The 16,097-nt window shown below is 58.9% G+C and carries 10 protein-coding genes; 9 read left to right on the forward strand and 1 reads right to left on the reverse strand.

The annotated features are described in order from the left end of the window. Nucleotides 1–41 precede the first annotated feature (41 nt). Nucleotides 42–2,732, reverse strand: coding sequence for a penicillin-binding protein 1A (locus tag B4U49_RS04375; protein ID WP_078083366.1), 2,691 nt, complete (start codon nt 2,730–2,732; stop codon nt 42–44). 156 nt (nt 2,733–2,888) lie between these two features. On the opposite strand from B4U49_RS04375, the gene B4U49_RS04380 reads away from it, so the two are divergent. The 9 genes from B4U49_RS04380 to B4U49_RS04420 all read left to right on the forward strand — a co-directional run bounded on the left by B4U49_RS04380 (nt 2,889) and on the right by B4U49_RS04420 (nt 15,984). Further along, a complete protein-coding gene (locus tag B4U49_RS04380) occupies nt 2,889–3,965 on the forward strand; it encodes a pilus assembly protein PilM (RefSeq protein WP_078083367.1) in 1,077 nt (358 codons plus the stop codon). Between the two features lie 3 nt (nt 3,966–3,968). Then, entirely contained in the window at nt 3,969–4,553 is a 585-nt protein-coding gene (locus B4U49_RS04385) for a PilN domain-containing protein (RefSeq protein ID WP_078083368.1), read from the forward strand. A 2-nt stretch (nt 4,554–4,555) separates the two neighbouring features. Further along, nucleotides 4,556–5,176: a type IV pilus inner membrane component PilO gene (locus tag B4U49_RS04390; RefSeq protein ID WP_078083369.1), complete on the forward strand. Its 621-nt coding sequence runs from the start codon at nt 4,556–4,558 to the stop codon at nt 5,174–5,176. After that, the gene (locus B4U49_RS04395; RefSeq protein WP_078083370.1) at nt 5,173–5,700 is read left to right on the forward strand and encodes a pilus assembly protein PilP; all 528 of its coding nucleotides are present in this window, start codon (nt 5,173–5,175) and stop codon (nt 5,698–5,700) included. The genes B4U49_RS04390 and B4U49_RS04395 overlap by 4 nt, the downstream gene beginning before the upstream one ends. A 3-nt stretch (nt 5,701–5,703) precedes the next feature. Beyond that, a complete protein-coding gene (locus B4U49_RS04400) occupies nt 5,704–7,917 on the forward strand; it encodes a type IV pilus secretin PilQ (protein WP_078083371.1) in 2,214 nt (737 codons plus the stop codon). Beyond that, the gene (gene aroK, locus B4U49_RS04405; protein WP_078083375.1) at nt 7,917–8,438 is read left to right on the forward strand and encodes a shikimate kinase AroK; all 522 of its coding nucleotides are present in this window, start codon (nt 7,917–7,919) and stop codon (nt 8,436–8,438) included. The genes B4U49_RS04400 and aroK overlap by 1 nt, the downstream gene beginning before the upstream one ends. A 169-nt stretch (nt 8,439–8,607) precedes the next feature. Next, nucleotides 8,608–9,693, forward strand: coding sequence for a 3-dehydroquinate synthase (aroB, locus tag B4U49_RS04410; protein ID WP_078083372.1), 1,086 nt, complete (start codon nt 8,608–8,610; stop codon nt 9,691–9,693). Nucleotides 9,694–10,098: 405 nt separating this feature from the next. Continuing rightward, complete coding sequence (gene gltB, locus B4U49_RS04415; protein WP_078083373.1) at nt 10,099–14,550, forward strand: glutamate synthase large subunit; 4,452 nt, start codon at nt 10,099–10,101, stop codon at nt 14,548–14,550. Between the two features lie 15 nt (nt 14,551–14,565). Further along, complete coding sequence (locus B4U49_RS04420) at nt 14,566–15,984, forward strand: FAD-dependent oxidoreductase (protein WP_078083374.1); 1,419 nt, start codon at nt 14,566–14,568, stop codon at nt 15,982–15,984. Nucleotides 15,985–16,097: the final 113 nt, after the last annotated feature.

Consider the following 16,097-nt stretch of genomic DNA (forward strand, 5'->3'; position numbering starts at 1 on the left):
CAATTGAGCGGCTTTTTTATTGGCTGTGTCCCTAGTCCCGATCAGAAGAGCTCTTCCGGTAGCTGTTCCTGAGTCTGCTCACTGCCGTTCTCCTGGGAGCTCGGACCGTCTGAATAGATCGACGGGTAGTTACCATAAGTCTCGCGCCCGGGCACCCGGTCCGCGCGGAAGATCTCGAAGATACCGCCGCGGGAGGTGCGCATGCCGGTGCGCGGATTGATCCGCATGGTGACAATGTCGTCCGGTTGCGGCAGGTGTCGCTCGGGCAGGCCGTCCAGTGCTGCGGACATGAAATCGATCCAGATCGGCAGGGCTGCTGAGCCGCCATATTCGTTGCGACCGATGGGGGTGTTGTCGTCGAAGCCCACCCAGGTGCTGGTGGCCAGATAGGGGCTGTAACCGGAGAACCAGGCGTCGCGCGGGCCGTTGGTGGTACCGGTCTTGCCGGCGATATCGCCGCGCTTCATGACCAGGGCCTTGCGGCCGGTGCCGCGTTTAATCACGTCCTTGAGGATCGAGTCCATGATATAGGCGGTTTCCGCAGACATGGCGCGGGGTGCGCGCGGACGAGCCTGTTCGTCGGCATATAGTGGAGCTACCGGCAGGGTGCGCAGCTCCAGCGGTTCGTCTTCTTCCGCGGTCAGTGCCGCCTCGCGCTGGGCCGCCTGCAGATCGATGGGCTCCGCCGCCGGGTCGCGCTCCTCGCCGATCTCTGGGCAGTCGCGACAAACGGTCAGCGGCAGGGCCTGGTAAACCGCATCGCCGTGTACATCCAGCACCTGGTCCACCAGATAGGGCTCTACCCGGAAGCCGCCATTGGCGAAGGCCGCATAGCCGCGCACCATTTCCAGCGGCGTCAGCGCGGAACTGCCCAGGGCAATGGACAGGTTACGCGCCAGCTTGCTGCGGTCGAAGCCGAAGCCCTCGGCAAAGGTGAGCGCACGATCCAGTCCCAGTGCCTGCAGCAGGCGGATGGAGACCATGTTGCGCGACATATACAGCGCCTTGCGCAGGCGTGTCGGGCCTAGGAAGGTGCCGCCGTCGTTTTCCGGACGCCACACGTCTTCCAGATTAGTCTGTTCAAAGATGATCGGCGCATCATTGATGATGCTGGCAGCGGTGTAGCCGTTCTCCAGTGCCGCTGAATAGATAAATGGCTTGAAGCTGGAGCCCGGCTGCCGCGCGGCCTGGACCACACGGTTGAAGTGGCTCTGGCGGAAGTCATAACCACCCACGAGGGCCCGAATCGCGCCGTCCTCGGGCTCGAGGGACACCAGTGCACCCTGGGCTTCCGGGATCTGGGTCAGGTGCCATTCCTCGCGGGCCTGGGGAAGTTCTTCCTCAGATTGCTGTTCCAGGCCTTCGGGTGCCGCAAACGGGTCGTCGGTGATGTCGGTATCCGCCAGCGCTTCGGCGGCAGATTCCTTCGCTTGATCCTCGGCCTCGCGCTGCTCGCGGGCGACTTCTTCCGCGGAGATAACCACACGGCGCAGGCGGATCACATCGCCGGCGGCGAACATCTCTTCGGCAGAATTGATACGGGCGCCGCGGGCGTTTTCGGAAATATACGGACGGATAGTGCTGAGGCCGTGCTCCCACGGGATCTCGATGACCCGGCGGTCGCGCAACTGCACGCGCAGGCTCTGTGGTGCAACTTCGGTGACCACCGCGGGCTCCAGGCCACCCAGCACCGGGATTTCCTTCAGCAGATCCACCAGCTGGTCGTTATCCGCCAGTAGCTCGGCGTCCAGACGCTGTTCCGGGCCGCGGTATCCGTGGCGGCCGTCGTAGGTCTCAAGACCGTGCTGCAAAGCGTTGCGCGCGGCGTCCTGCAGGCGACTGTCGACGGTGGTGATCACCTGATAGCCATCGGTATAGGCGGCATCACCGAACAGGTCCACGGCTTCCTTGCGCGCCATTTCCGCCACGTAAGGAGCGCTCAGGTCCAGATCGCGACCGTGATAGCGGGCGGTGACCGGCGCGGTGATGGAGTTTTTATACTGGTCCTGGTCGATAAAGCCGAGGTCCAGCATGCGCTTGAGGATCCAGTTGCGGCGTACCAGCGCGCGGGACGGGTTGGCGATCGGGTTGTAGGTGGAGGGTGCCTTTGGCAGGCCGGCCATCATTGCCCACTGGGCCAGGTTCAGCTCGTTGATATCCTGGCCGTAGTACACGTGTGCCGCGGCCTGGAAGCCGTATGCACGGTTGCCGAGAAAGATCTTGTTGATGTAAAGGGCGAGAATTTCGTCCTTACTGAGTTCCTGTTCAATCTGTAGTGACAGCAGGATCTCGTTGAACTTGCGGATGAAGCGCTGTTCCCGGCTGAGGAAGAAATTGCGCGCCACCTGCATGGTCAGGGTACTGCCGCCCGACTGGATGGAGCCGCTGGCCACCAGCTGGCGCACCGCGCGCATCAGGCCCTTGATGGAAACGCCGCTGTGGGAATAAAAGGCGTCATCCTCTGCGGCCAGAATGGCCTTGATGAACATGTCGGGGGTCTGTTCAATGGTGATGGGGCTGCGGCGCTTTTCGCCAAACTCCCCGATCAGCTTCATATCCCGCGAATAGATCCGCAGGGGGGTCTGGAGGCGGATATCCCGCAGGCTCTCCACCGAGGGCAGCCCCGGTTTCAGGTAGAGGTAAATGCTGGAAAACGCCATGGCGCCAGCGGCGGCGCCGGCCAGAACCAGCCACAGCAGGGATAGCAGGCGGTTGCGGGCTTTATCGGTCATGAATAATGCTTCTGTATACGTCTTAATCAATTATATCGGCACTGTTCGACAATTATACGAATAATGTGCACTGTTACCTATGCAAAAGGCGGTTGCGGCGGTAATTTAAAGTGCTATACCATCAAACCTCCATAACCCACGGAAAAGATAAGAAAAATGGGGATGCTCCCTTTTCTCAATAAGGGCCCGAAAGCAATGCTTGGGCTCGATATTAGCTCCACCTCGGTAAAGTTGCTCGAACTGAGTCGCAGTGGCGACAAATACCGCGTGGAAAGCTATGCAACCGAGCCCCTGCCCCCGAACGCGGTGGTGGATAAAAATATCAATGATGTGGGAGCCATCGCCGAGGCGATTCGCAAGGTAGTGCGCCGCTCCAAGACCCGGCTGCGCCAGGCAGCGGTGGCGGTTTCCGGCTCTGCGGTCATCACCAAGACCCTGGATATGCCCGCCGATCTCTCCGACGATGCGCTGGAAGCCCAGATTGCACTGGAAGCCGACCAGTATATTCCCTACCCCCTGGACGAGGTGAACCTCGATTTCGAAGTGCAGGGACCGTCCGAGAAGGGCGAGGGCCAGGTTGAGGTGCTGTTGGCGGCGTGTCGCAGCGAGAATGTAGAGCAGCGGATTTCCGCGCTGGGTGAGGCAGACCTGCAGCCAGGGGTTGTGGATGTAGAGGCCTACGCCATCGAGCGCGCTTACACTCTGCTGGATAATCAGTTCCCTCCCCAGGAGCAGCTGGTAGTCGCGGTCATCGATATCGGCGCCACTATGAGTGCGCTGTCGGTCATGGTCGATGGTCGCACCGTGTACACCCGCGAGCAGCTGTTTGGCGGTCGCCAGCTCACCGATGAGATTCAGCGTCGCTACGGCCTGTCGGCTGAAGAAGCTACCCTCGCCAAGCGCCAGGGTGGCAGCGGTCTGCCGGACGACTACTACCCGGAGGTGCTGGAGCCCTTCCGCGACGCGGTAGTCCAGCAGGTGACCCGCTCCCTGCAATTCTTCTATTCCTCCACTTCCTACAGCGATGTGGACTACATCCTCCTCGGCGGCGGTGTCGCTGCTATGGAGGGGCTCGCCGAGCTGGTGGGTGAAAAACTGAACAAGCCCACCATGGTGGCCAATCCTTTCCGGGATATGAGTGTCGCATCCCGTGTCAATCGCCAGGCGCTGGCCAGCGAGGCGCCCTCGCTGATGATTGCCGCCGGCCTCGCCATGCGCGAGCGGGAGTTTTAAGACATGGCAAAGATCAACCTATTACCCTGGCGCCAGGAATACCGGGCGCAAAAACAGAAAGAGTTCCAGCAGGTCGCGGTACTGGTGGTGATCGCCACTGTCGTATCGGTATTCATGTGGATGAAGACCGTGGATGCGCAGATTGCCAATCAGGAACAGCGCAATCAGTTGCTGAACACCGAAATCGCCGCGCTTAACAAGCAGGTGCGTGAGATCAAGGATCTCAAGAAGCGTCGTCAGGAGCTGATCGACCGCATGCGGGTCATTCAGGAATTGCAGGGCAACCGCCCGCTGGCAGTGCGCTATTTCGACGAAATGGTACGCGCGGCGCCGGAAGGCCTGTGGCTGACTCACCTCAAACGCACCGGTAAAACACTCAAAGTCTCCGGTGTAGCGGAATCGAATAACCGGGTCTCCTCATTTATGCGCAGCCTTGATCAGTCGGAGTGGTTCCAGTCACCGAACCTGACCGGCGTGACCGCGAGACCGGAATTTGGCGAGCAGGCCAGCGCATTTGAGATGACGGTCAATGTCAGTCGTCGAAAAACTGAAGATAAGAGCGCAGACGGCGCCAACAATGGAGCGTAACCGTGGCGCTTGAAGATACTCTCAAACAGCTCAATGAGCTCGATATCAGCGATATCGATTTTTCCCGCGTGGGAGTCTGGCCCCTGGCCGGACGGGTGGTCCTGTTGATCGTGATTGCCGCGGTACTGGTCGGCGGTGGCTATTTTGTCTTTATTAAGGATCGCTACCAGCAGCTGGAATTTGCGGCGAACAAAGAGCGCGAGCTGTTCACCCAGTTCGAACGCAAGTCTTTCGAGGCGGCAAACCTGGAGGCCTACCGCGAACAGTTGGCCGAGATGGAAGAGACTTTCGGGGCTTTGTTAAAGCAATTGCCGAAAGACACCGAGGTTCCCGGCTTGCTGGAAGATATCGATGAATTCGGACGCGGCAGTGGCCTGACGATCCAGAAAGTTGCGCTGGAAGGCGAGCAGGTGGGTGAATTCTATGTGGAGCTGCCGATTCGTATTGAGGTGCAGGGCGGTTACCACGAGTTCGGTGCGTTTATCAGCGGTATTGCCGGTATGCCCCGTATCGTGACGTTGCACGATTTTGATATCAAAAGCAGTAAAGATGGCGCGGCCCTGCTGAATATGGTGGTGAACGCGAAGACCTATCGCTATAAGGATCAGGGAGAGGAAGGATGAAACAATACTTCGCTCTGACCGCGGCCCTGCTGGTACTGTCCGGCTGTAGCCTGGATGGCTCACACAGTGATCTGCATAAAAAAATGGCGGCGGTAAAGCACAAGCCCAAGGGGCAGATAGAGCCTATCCCGACGTTTACTCCTTACAGCCCGTATGTATACAGCGCGGCCGCACTGCGCAGTCCATTTATTCGCCCGGTACTGGAGGCGGACCAGCGTTTGGTGGGGCGCAAGCTCGACGTGGCGCCGGACCTGAATCGACAGAAAGAACTGCTGGAGCGTTACCCGTTCGACGGGCTTTCCATGGTGGGGACCCTTTCCCGCGGTGGGCAGCTGTGGGCTCTGGTTAACGATGGTGACGGTGGAATTCATCGCATCACCATTGGCAATTACATGGGTAAAAATCATGGGCGTGTAGTCAACGCCTCATCGTCACAGATCGATGTACTGGAAATTGTGCCGGATGGCACCGGCGGCTGGATTGAACGGCCGCGGGCACTGACTTTGGAAGACAAGGACAACTAAAAAATGATCACCAAGCATCTCGCCAGCGTATTGGCGCGGGTAGCCAATGCATTGCCGTGCCTGAAAGCGCAGCTGCTGGGCCTGCTTCTACTGCCACTGGCAGCGCCAACCCTGGCCAGCCAGTTGAACGATATCCAGTTTTCCGAGCTCCCCGGAAGTCGTCTGCAGCTGCGCCTGACATTCAGTGACGTACCGCCGGAGCCCACGGGTTACACCATTGAGCAGCCAGCACGTATCGTGATGGACTTTGCCGGTGTGGAAAGTGTGCTTCCGGAAAAGAAATACGCACTTGATATCGGTACCGCACGCAGTGCAGTCATCGTATCCAGTGAGGATCGCACCCGTCTGATCCTGAACTTGGACGAGCTACCGGTGTACACCAGCGAGCGCGTGGGCAACCAAGTGGTGCTCGAGGTGGGTGCCGATACAGCGACCACAGCTGCGGTTGCTGCAGCACCGGTGAACAGCGGCATCAATGTCGGCGGTAATCCCCAGTTCAAGGCCGCGGGTAATGTCGCGATCAACAATGTGGATTTCCGTCGTGGTGAGGGTGGTGAAGGCAAGGTGATCGTCAGCCTCACGGATCCCGCGGTGAATATCGATGTGGAGCGCACCCGCGGCAAGATCGTGTTGACCTTCCTTGGTGCCGAGCTGCCGCCGGCACTGCGCCAGCGTCTCGACGTTACCGACTTTGCTACGCCGGTGAATAGCATCAGTGTCGACTACGACGGTCGCAACACGGTTATTTCTGTCGATCCTCACGATGGCGAATACGACTATCTGGCGTATCAGGCGGACACCGAGTACGTGCTTAGTGTGAAGCCTCTCTCCGTTGCTGAGGTGCGCGAGAAGAAGAAAGAATTCCAGTTCACCGGTGAGAAGCTGTCCCTGAACTTCCAGGACATCGAGGTGCGCTCTGTACTGCAGTTGATCGCAGATTTCACCGATCTGAACCTGGTAGCAAGTGATACCGTGCAGGGTCGTATTACTCTGCGCCTTGACGGTGTGCCCTGGGATCAGGCGCTGGAGCTGATCCTCAAGGCCAAAGGCCTGGACAAGCGTCAGGAAGGCAACGTGATCATGGTGGCGCCGGCGGCGGAGATTGCCGAGCGCGAGCGCCGCGAACTCGAGACCCGCAAGCAGCTGGAAGAACTGGCGCCGCTGCGTACCGAATATATTCAGGTCCGCTACGCCGATGCAGGTGAACTATTTACCCTGTTTGCCGGGCAGAAAGGCGGTGGCGGTGGTCAGGGCAATTTTGCTGGTGGCCGCGAAGATCAGGATAATCGCAGTATTCTGTCTTCTCGTGGTAGCGCTATTGTGGATGAGCGGACCAATACCATCATTCTCACCGATACCGAGGAAAAGATTGCCCAGTTCCGCGACCTGATCAGCGCAATTGATATCCCGATCCGCCAGGTCATGATCGAGGCGCGTATCGTGACCGCAAACACTGGTTTCCTGCGTGACATCGGTGTGCGCTGGAGCTATATGGAAGATCACAACGTCAGCGACGATGCGATCGGAATTGGCTCCGGTTCGCAGTTGCCTGGAATTTCCACCGGCGATGGTAATGGACCGGACGTGTCTGCTCCCACTACCTTGCATGATCCAATGCTGGTCGACCTGGGTGTTGCTAACTCGGTGGGCAGCGTTGCCTATGCCATTCTTAAGAATGACTTCCTGCTCGGTCTTGAGTTGTCTGCTCTGGAAGATGTAGGCAAGGCGGAAATCGTTTCCCAGCCTAAAGTAGTTACCGGTGACAAACAGGAAGCGAGCATCCGCTCCGGTGTGGAAATTCCGTACCTGGAAGCCACTTCCTCCGGTGCTGCATCGGTAACCTTCAAGGAAGCGGTGCTGCTGCTGAATGTGACCCCGCAGATCACGCCGGATGACAACATCATCATGAATCTGAACATCGACCAGAACAGTGTCGGTGAACTGTTCACCAACGTGATCACCGGTGCACAGATTCCAGCGATCAATGTGAACTCGCTGCAGACCAAGGTGCTGGTATCGAACGGTGAAACCATCGTGCTGGGTGGCATTTTTGAGGCGCAGACTCTGGAAGGCGAGACCAAGGTACCGTTCCTTGGGGATATTCCTTTCCTCGGTCACCTGTTCAAGCGCACCAGCCGTGAAGAGGACAAGCGCGAGCTGCTGATCTTCATCACGCCGCGCATCATGCAAGACGAGTTCCTCTCCTTCAGCAAGTGATCACTCAGCCTATCTTTCTGGTCGGCCCCATGGGGGCCGGCAAGTCCACCATCGGTAAATTACTGGCAGCCCAACTCGGGCTGCCTTTTGCCGATTCGGATAAAGTCCTCGAAGACCGTACCGGCGCGGACATCCCCTGGATATTTGACGTTGAGGGCGAGGCCGGATTCCGTCGTCGCGAAAGCGAGGTGCTCGCTGATCTCTGCAACGGCCAGCCCCAGGTTGTGGCCACCGGCGGAGGCATTGTGCTGCTGCCAGAGAACCGTGCGTTGCTCAAAGCTCAGGGATTTGTCGTGTACCTGCGGGCGAGCCTGGACCAGCTGGTAGAGCGCACCTCCAAAAACAGCAACCGGCCACTATTGCAGGTGTCTGATCCCAAGGCCAAGTTGCAGGAAATCCTCCAGCAGCGGGAAGCCTTTTACAGCGAGGTTGCGGACCTGATCTGTGATACCGACGACTGCACGCCGCGACAGGCGTCGAACATGGTCGCCGAGCGTCTGCAAGAGAGTGCCGACTGCTGAATCGCAGTTCCAGCCTTGCCGAGTCCTTTAACTGCACCATTGCCTGTCAGAATATCCCCGCGCGCAGATGATTGTGCTGGCGCGACTTCGTATGGGTGCGGACGGCTTGTGCTAGAGTGCCCACCTTTCCAACCTCAGATCTGTTCTATGTGCGCTAAAGGGAGTAGCCATGCACAGCCTTCATGTCGACCTGGGTGACCGCAGTTACCCCATCCTGATCGGTAGCGGCCTGCTTAAACAGTCCACGCATTTCGAAAAAGCTATACGCGGCAAGCAGGTACTGGTGGTGACCAACGAAACCATCGCACCGCTGTACCTGGAAACCTTGCTCGGAAGTCTGAGTGGCTTTGGCAAGGTCGACAGTGTGCAACTGCCAGATGGGGAGGCGTTCAAGACACTGGATACCCTCAATCGCGTTTTCGACACGCTGCTGGAAGCGCGTCACGATCGCAGTACCACGATTGTGGCGCTCGGTGGGGGAGTGATTGGCGATATGAGTGGTTTTGCCGCTGCCTGTTACCAGCGCGGTGTGGACTTCGTGCAAGTGCCTACCACCCTGCTGTCCCAGGTAGATTCATCCGTCGGTGGTAAGACCGGGGTCAATCACCCGCTGGGCAAAAATATGATTGGCGCCTTCTACCAGCCACAACTGGTACTGATCGATATCGAGACATTGAACACGCTGCCAGACCGCGAGCTCTCTGCGGGCATCGCTGAAGTCATCAAGTACGGGCTGATCTGTGACGCCGATTTTTTCCAGTGGCTGGAGCAGAATATGGATGCGCTATTGGCGCGGGATCCCCAGGCACTGGCGTACGCGGTGGAGCGCAGCTGTGCAGACAAGGCCGCGGTGGTCGCCGAGGACGAGCGCGAGTCCGGACGTCGCGCGATTCTCAATTTCGGCCACACATTTGGTCACGCCATTGAAGCGGTACAGGGTTACGGCAACTGGCTGCACGGTGAGGCGGTGGCTGCAGGCATGGTGATGGCAGCGGAATTGTCGAGACTGCGGGGCTGGATCGGGCAACAGGAGGTAGATCGCCTGCGCGCCCTGCTAAGCAAGGCCAAACTCCCGCAACAATCCCCTGCAGATATGACAGTGGACGATTACTTGCAGGCAATGTCCGTGGATAAAAAGGTGCAGGATGGCAAATTGCGCCTTGTGCTGCTTCACGCCTTGGGAGATGCGCAGATTGTTGCCGATACCCCCCGGGAGCAGCTGATAGAAGCTCTGCACGCCTGTGGCGCCAGATGATGGAATAACTGGAATAGATGTTGCGTGAGTATTCTTTAGCGAACAACCGGTGCAAAAGAAGATAAATCGGTTAAACCCCCTGTGAACAGCGAAAAAAACTGACGAATCTTGCAATTGCAGGGGGGCACGAGTAATATTGCGCGCCCCCTCGGTGAAAGCCGGGGAAATGAGCTAATAACAACAAACGCAGGCTCGCATTTAGCGAGACACACCCAAGCCCCTCACGCGGGCTTTTTTTGTCATTGGGGTACCGAAATCTCAGTGGAATCTGCGGCACCTTTGGCTCGAAAGTAGATAAATATACCCCCCGTAGCAGCCTGCGGGCTGTGAACCGATCGTCACTGCAAGAGATCCGTGGTGGCCCGTCGGGATCGGAGGGGTAGCGATAACACTTTGAGGAATTCTATGGGTAGCGGTCTGTATCGATTGGATGAGTTCAAAGATAACTGTGGCTTTGGACTGATTGCCCACCTGAAGGGCCAAACCAGCCACAAGTTACTGCAGACGGCGATTGAATCGCTGACTTGCATGACTCACCGCGGTGGTATTGCCGCCGATGGCAAAACCGGCGACGGCTGTGGCCTTTTGCTGCAAAAGCCGGACGGTTTTCTGCGCACCGTGGCCAAAGAACAGTTTGGCCAGGATCTGAGCGACCTGTATGCGGTTGGCTCGATCATGTTGCCGCTGGACGAGGCTGACGCCGCCAGCGCGCGCGCCATTCTCGAAAACGCGGTGCAAGAGCAGGGCCTGCGTGTGGCCGGTTGGCGTGTGGTTCCGACGAACGAGGAATGCCTGGGGCCCATCGCCAAGGAAAGTCTGCCGCGTTTTGAACACCTGCTGATCAACAACGCGGAATCTGCGCTGGAACAGCAGCAATTCAACGCACGCCTGTTTGTGGCTCGCCGCAAGGCGGAGCAGCAGCTGACCGACGCCACCTATATCGGCAGTCTGTCCACCTCGGTACTGTCATATAAAGGACTGATGATGCCGGCGGACCTGCCGGCTTTCTTCCCGGACCTGGCAGACCCGCGTCTGGAAACCGCCATCTGCGTTTTCCACCAGCGCTTCTCCACCAACACCATGCCACGCTGGCCGCTGGCACAGCCGTTCCGCATGCTGGCGCACAACGGTGAGATCAATACCATCACCGGTAACCGCAACTGGTCTGTGGCGCGTACTAACAAGTTCATTACCGAGTTGGTGCCGGAGCTGTCCGAGCTGCAGCCGCTGGTGAACCGTGTGGGCTCTGACTCCTCCAGTCTGGACAATATGCTGGAGCTGCTCACGGTGGGCGGTATCGATATGCACCGCGCTATCCGCATGCTGGTACCGCCGGCATGGCAGAACGTGGACACCATGGATTCCGATCTGCGTGCATTCTACGAATACAACTCCATGCACATGGAGCCCTGGGACGGCCCTGCTGGTCTGGTACTCACTGACGGCCGTCACGCTGTTTGTACCCTGGACCGCAACGGCCTGCGCCCGTCCCGCTGGGTGATCACCAAGGACGACTTCATCACCGTGGCGTCCGAAGTGGGTACTTACCAATACGACCCGGCTGATGTGGTTGCCAAGGGCCGCCTGGGCCCGGGCCAGATTCTGTCGGTGGATACCCTGAAGGGCGAGCTGCGTCACACTGCCGAAGTGGATGGCGAGCTGAAGAAAGCGCAGCCCTACAAGAAGTGGCTGAAGGAAAAGGCCCGCCGCATCCGCTCTACCCTGGTAACTGCGCCGGTGGACAACAACTTTTCCATGGACCAGTTCAAGGTCTACCAGAAGCTGTTCAGTTCCTCGCTGGAAGAGCGCGATCAGGTGATCCGTCCGCTGGCCGAAGCGGGCCAAGAAGCCGTGGGATCCATGGGTGACGATACCCCCATGGCGGTGTTGTCCGAGGGCAACCGCTGCCTGTACGACTATTTCCGTCAGCAGTTTGCGCAGGTCACCAACCCGCCCATCGACCCGTTGCGGGAAACCATTGTCATGTCCCTGGAAACTTGCCTGGGCCGTGAAAAATCCGTGTTCGAGGAAACCGTCGAGCACGCCGACCGGGTGATCCTGTCGTCCCCGGTACTGTCGCACATGAAGTACACCGCGCTGCTGGATCTGGGGCGCGAAGAATTCACAGCGAGAGTTTTCGACCTGAATTACGACCCGGCGCAACTGGACCTGAAGAGCGCCATCGAAAAACTGTGCAGTGATGTGGCCGATTCCGTGCGCAAGGATGGCACCGTGGTTGTGGTGCTCTCCGATCGTGATATCGAAGAGGGCAAGCTGCCTATCGACGCACTGATGGCCACCGGTGCCGTGCATCACCACTTGGTGCACAATGGACTGCGCTGTGACTCCAATATCGTGGTGGATACCGCCACGGCGCGGGATTCCCACCAGCTGGCGTGTCTGATCGGTGTGGGTGCCACTGCGGTGCACCCGTATTTCTCTTACAGCATCATCAATCACCTGATCGAAACCGGTGAGTTGCTGCTGGACGCCGCCACCGCACAGAAGAATTACCGCAACGGCATCATCAAAGGCCTGCTGAAGATCCTGTCGAAGATGGGGATCTCTACCATTGCCTCCTATCGTGGTGCATTGCTGTACGAACTGGTTGGCCTGTCTCAGGATGTGATCGACCTGTGCTTCCCGGAAGCGCCCGCCCGGGTGCTGGGTGCCGGCTTTGCCGAGCTGGAAGACGACATGCGTGCGCGTGCACAACTGGCGTGGAAACCGCGCAAGAAAGTTTCTCCCGGTGGTCTGCACAAGTTTGTTTACGGTCAGGAATACCACGCCTTCAACCCGGATGTGGTCAAGGCGTTGCAGGAGGCTGTGCGCACTGGCGACTACGGCGCCTGGCGCGATTACGCGACACTGATCAACCAGCGTCCGGTCGCCACCCTGCGCGATCTGCTGGGCCTGAAAAAAGATGTGCAGCCGATTCCGCTGGACGAAGTGGAGCCTGCAGAAAATATCCTGCGTCGCTTCGACTCTGCTGCCATGTCCCTCGGCGCCTTGTCGCCGGAAGCCCACGAGGCGCTGGCCCAGGCCATGAATCGCCTCGGTGGCCGCTCCAACAGCGGCGAGGGCGGTGAGGACCCGGTGCGTTTTGGTACCGACAAGGTCTCCAAGATCAAGCAGATTGCCTCCGGCCGCTTCGGTGTTACTCCGCACTACCTGGTGAATGCCGAAGTGCTGCAGATCAAGGTTGCCCAGGGCGCCAAGCCCGGTGAGGGTGGCCAGCTGCCCGGCGGCAAGGTGAACGAGCTGATCGCACGCCTGCGCTATTCCGTGCCCGGTGTGACCCTGATCTCGCCGCCGCCGCACCACGATATCTATTCCATCGAAGATCTGGCGCAGCTGATCTACGACCTGAAGCAGGTCAACCCGGATGCGCTGGTTTCGGTAAAACTGGTATCGCGCCCCGGCGTGGGCACCATTGCCGCAGGTGTGGCGAAAGCCTACGCGGATCTGATCACCATCTCCGGTTACGACGGCGGTACCGCGGCGAGTCCGATTACCTCCATTCGTTACGCCGGTTCCCCGTGGGAGCTGGGGCTGGCGGAAACTCACCAGACCCTGCGTGCCAACGACCTGCGCGGCAATGTCCGCGTGCAGACCGACGGCGGTCTGAAATCTGGTCTCGACGTGGTCAAGGCGGCCATGCTCGGCGCCGAGAGCTTCGGTTTCGGTACCGCGCCGATGGTGGCGCTGGGCTGTAAGTACCTGCGTATTTGTCACCTGAACAACTGCGCTACCGGTGTCGCTACCCAGAACAAGGATCTGCGTGACGATCACTACATCGGCACCGTGGAAATGGCGATGAACTTCTTCAAGTTCGTGGCCGAGGAAACCCGCGAGTGGATGGCGAGCCTGGGCGTACGCACCATGGACGAACTGGTGGGCCGCGTGGACCTGCTGGAGACCCTGGAAGGTCGCACTGCCAAGCAGAAAACCCTGGACCTGTCGCCACTTCTGCACACCGATGCATTGCTCGACAGCAAGCCGCAGACCTGTCAGCAGGCCAAGAACGAACCGTGGGACAAGGGCCTGCTGGCCGAGCGTATGGTGGAAGAAACCCTTCCCTCTATCGAAAACTTGGCCGGTGGCGAGTTCAGCTTCAACCTCACCAACTGCGACCGTTCCATCGGTGCGCGCCTGTCCGGTGAGATTGCCAAGCGCCACGGCAACCAGGGCATGGTCGATGCACCGATCAAGCTGCGTCTCACCGGTGTCGCCGGTCAGTCCTTTGGTGTATGGAATGCCGGTGGCCTGGAGATGTACCTGGAAGGCGACGCCAACGACTATGTAGGCAAGGGCATGGCCGGCGGCAAGCTGGTAATCCGTCCGCCCCAGGGTAGCGAGTTCGCGTCCGAGGAGACCAGTATCGTCGGCAACACCTGTCTGTACGGTGCTACCGGCGGCAAGCTGTTCGCCTCCGGCTGTGCCGGCGAGCGCTTCGGTGTGCGCAACTCCGGTGCCTTTGCGGTGGTGGAAGGCGCTGGCGATCACTGCTGTGAATACATGACCGGCGGCATGATCGCGGTGCTCGGCAAAACCGGGGTTAACTTCGGTGCCGGTATGACCGGTGGCTTCGCCTATGTGCTGGATATGGATCGCGATTTCTTCGACAAGTGCAACCACGAGCTGATCGAGCTGCGCCGTATCAGCAGCGAGAGCCTGGAGGAATACCAGAGCCACCTGCGCGAAGTGATCGAGGAATTCGTCGCCGAGACCGGCAGTGCCTGGGGTGAGGAGTTGCTCGACAACTTCGACGATTACCTCAACAAATTTTGGTTGGTGAAGCCGAAGGCTGCCAGCCTCGCCGGACTGCTGTCCGATGTACGCAAGCGCGGCGAATAAGGGGGATATTTACTTATGTCACAGCGTCTCAACAACGATTTCCAGTTTGTCGACGTGGGCCGAGTGGACCCCGCCAAGAAAGACATCATCACGCGCACCAATCAGTTCGTGGAGATCTACCAGCCTTACACCGAGAAGCAGGTAGCCAGCCAGGCACACCGTTGTCTGGATTGCGGTAACCCCTACTGTGAGTGGAAGTGTCCGGTACACAACTACATCCCGAACTGGCTGCGTCTGATCAGTGAAGGCAACATCATGGAAGCGGCGGAGCTGAGTCACCAGACCAACTCCCTGCCGGAAGTGTGCGGCCGCGTGTGTCCGCAGGACCGTCTGTGTGAAGGGGCCTGTACCCTGAACGACGGTTTCGGTGCAGTAACCATCGGCAACGCCGAGAAATACATTACCGATACCGCGTTCGCACTGGGCTGGCGCCCGGACATGAGCGCGGTGAAAAAGACCGACAAGCGTGTTGCCGTGGTCGGTGCCGGCCCCGCGGGTCTTGCCTGTGCGGACGTGCTGGTGCGCAACGGTGTACAGCCTGTGGTATTCGACAAGTACCCGGAAATTGGCGGCCTGCTGACCTTCGGTATCCCGGAGTTCAAGCTGGAAAAATCCGTGATGCAGCAGCGTCGCGCGATTTTTACCGAGATGGGCGTGGAGTTCTGCCTGGAAACCGAGATCGGCAAGGACATTACCTTCGACCAGCTGATGGCCGACTATGATGCGGTGTTCCTGGCGATGGGTACCTACAACTACATGAAAGGCGGCTTCCCCGGTGAAGACCTGCCGGGTGTGTACGACGCATTGCCGTTCCTGGTAGCCAACGTGAACCGCAACCTGGGCTTTGAGAAGAGTCCGGAAGATTTCATTTCGGTGGAAGACAAGCGCGTTGTGGTTCTGGGTGGTGGTGACACCGCGATGGACTGTAACCGTACTTCTATCCGCCAGGGTGCCAAGCGCGTGACCTGTGCCTACCGCCGTGACGAGGAAAACATGCCCGGTTCCCGCCGCGAGGTGGCGAATGCGAAGGAAGAGGGCGTACGCTTCCTGTTCAACCGCCAGCCGGTGGAGATTGTCGGAGACGGCAAGGTGGAAGGTGTTAAGGTCGTAACCACCAAGCTCGGTGAGCCCGATGAAAACGGCCGTCGCCGTCCGGAGGTAATCCCTGGTTCCGAAGAAATCATCCCCGCAGATATCGTACTGGTAGCCTTCGGCTTCCGCCCGAGCCCCGCTGAGTGGTTCGGTGACCACAATATCGAGGTTGCCGACTGGGGTGGTGTTGTCGCACCTGAGAAGCAGGAATACAAATTCCAGACTTCCAACGAAAAAGTCTTTGCCGGTGGCGATATGGTTCGCGGTTCTGACCTCGTTGTTACCGCTATCTGGGAAGGGCGTCAGGCCGCTGAAGGTATTCTCGATTTCCTCGAAGTTTAATTTTAGTCCGTGGTCCCGATAGTTGGGTTATGTGGCGGCTCTGCTACCGATAAAGGTTTGCCAGACACGTCGTGAACCCATCCATGGGGACTCTTCCGCGAGGTCCCTCTCGC

Origin of the sequence: Microbulbifer mangrovi (assembly GCF_002009015.1) — a bacterium.
In the GTDB taxonomy this organism is placed as follows: domain Bacteria; phylum Pseudomonadota; class Gammaproteobacteria; order Pseudomonadales; family Cellvibrionaceae; genus Microbulbifer; species Microbulbifer mangrovi.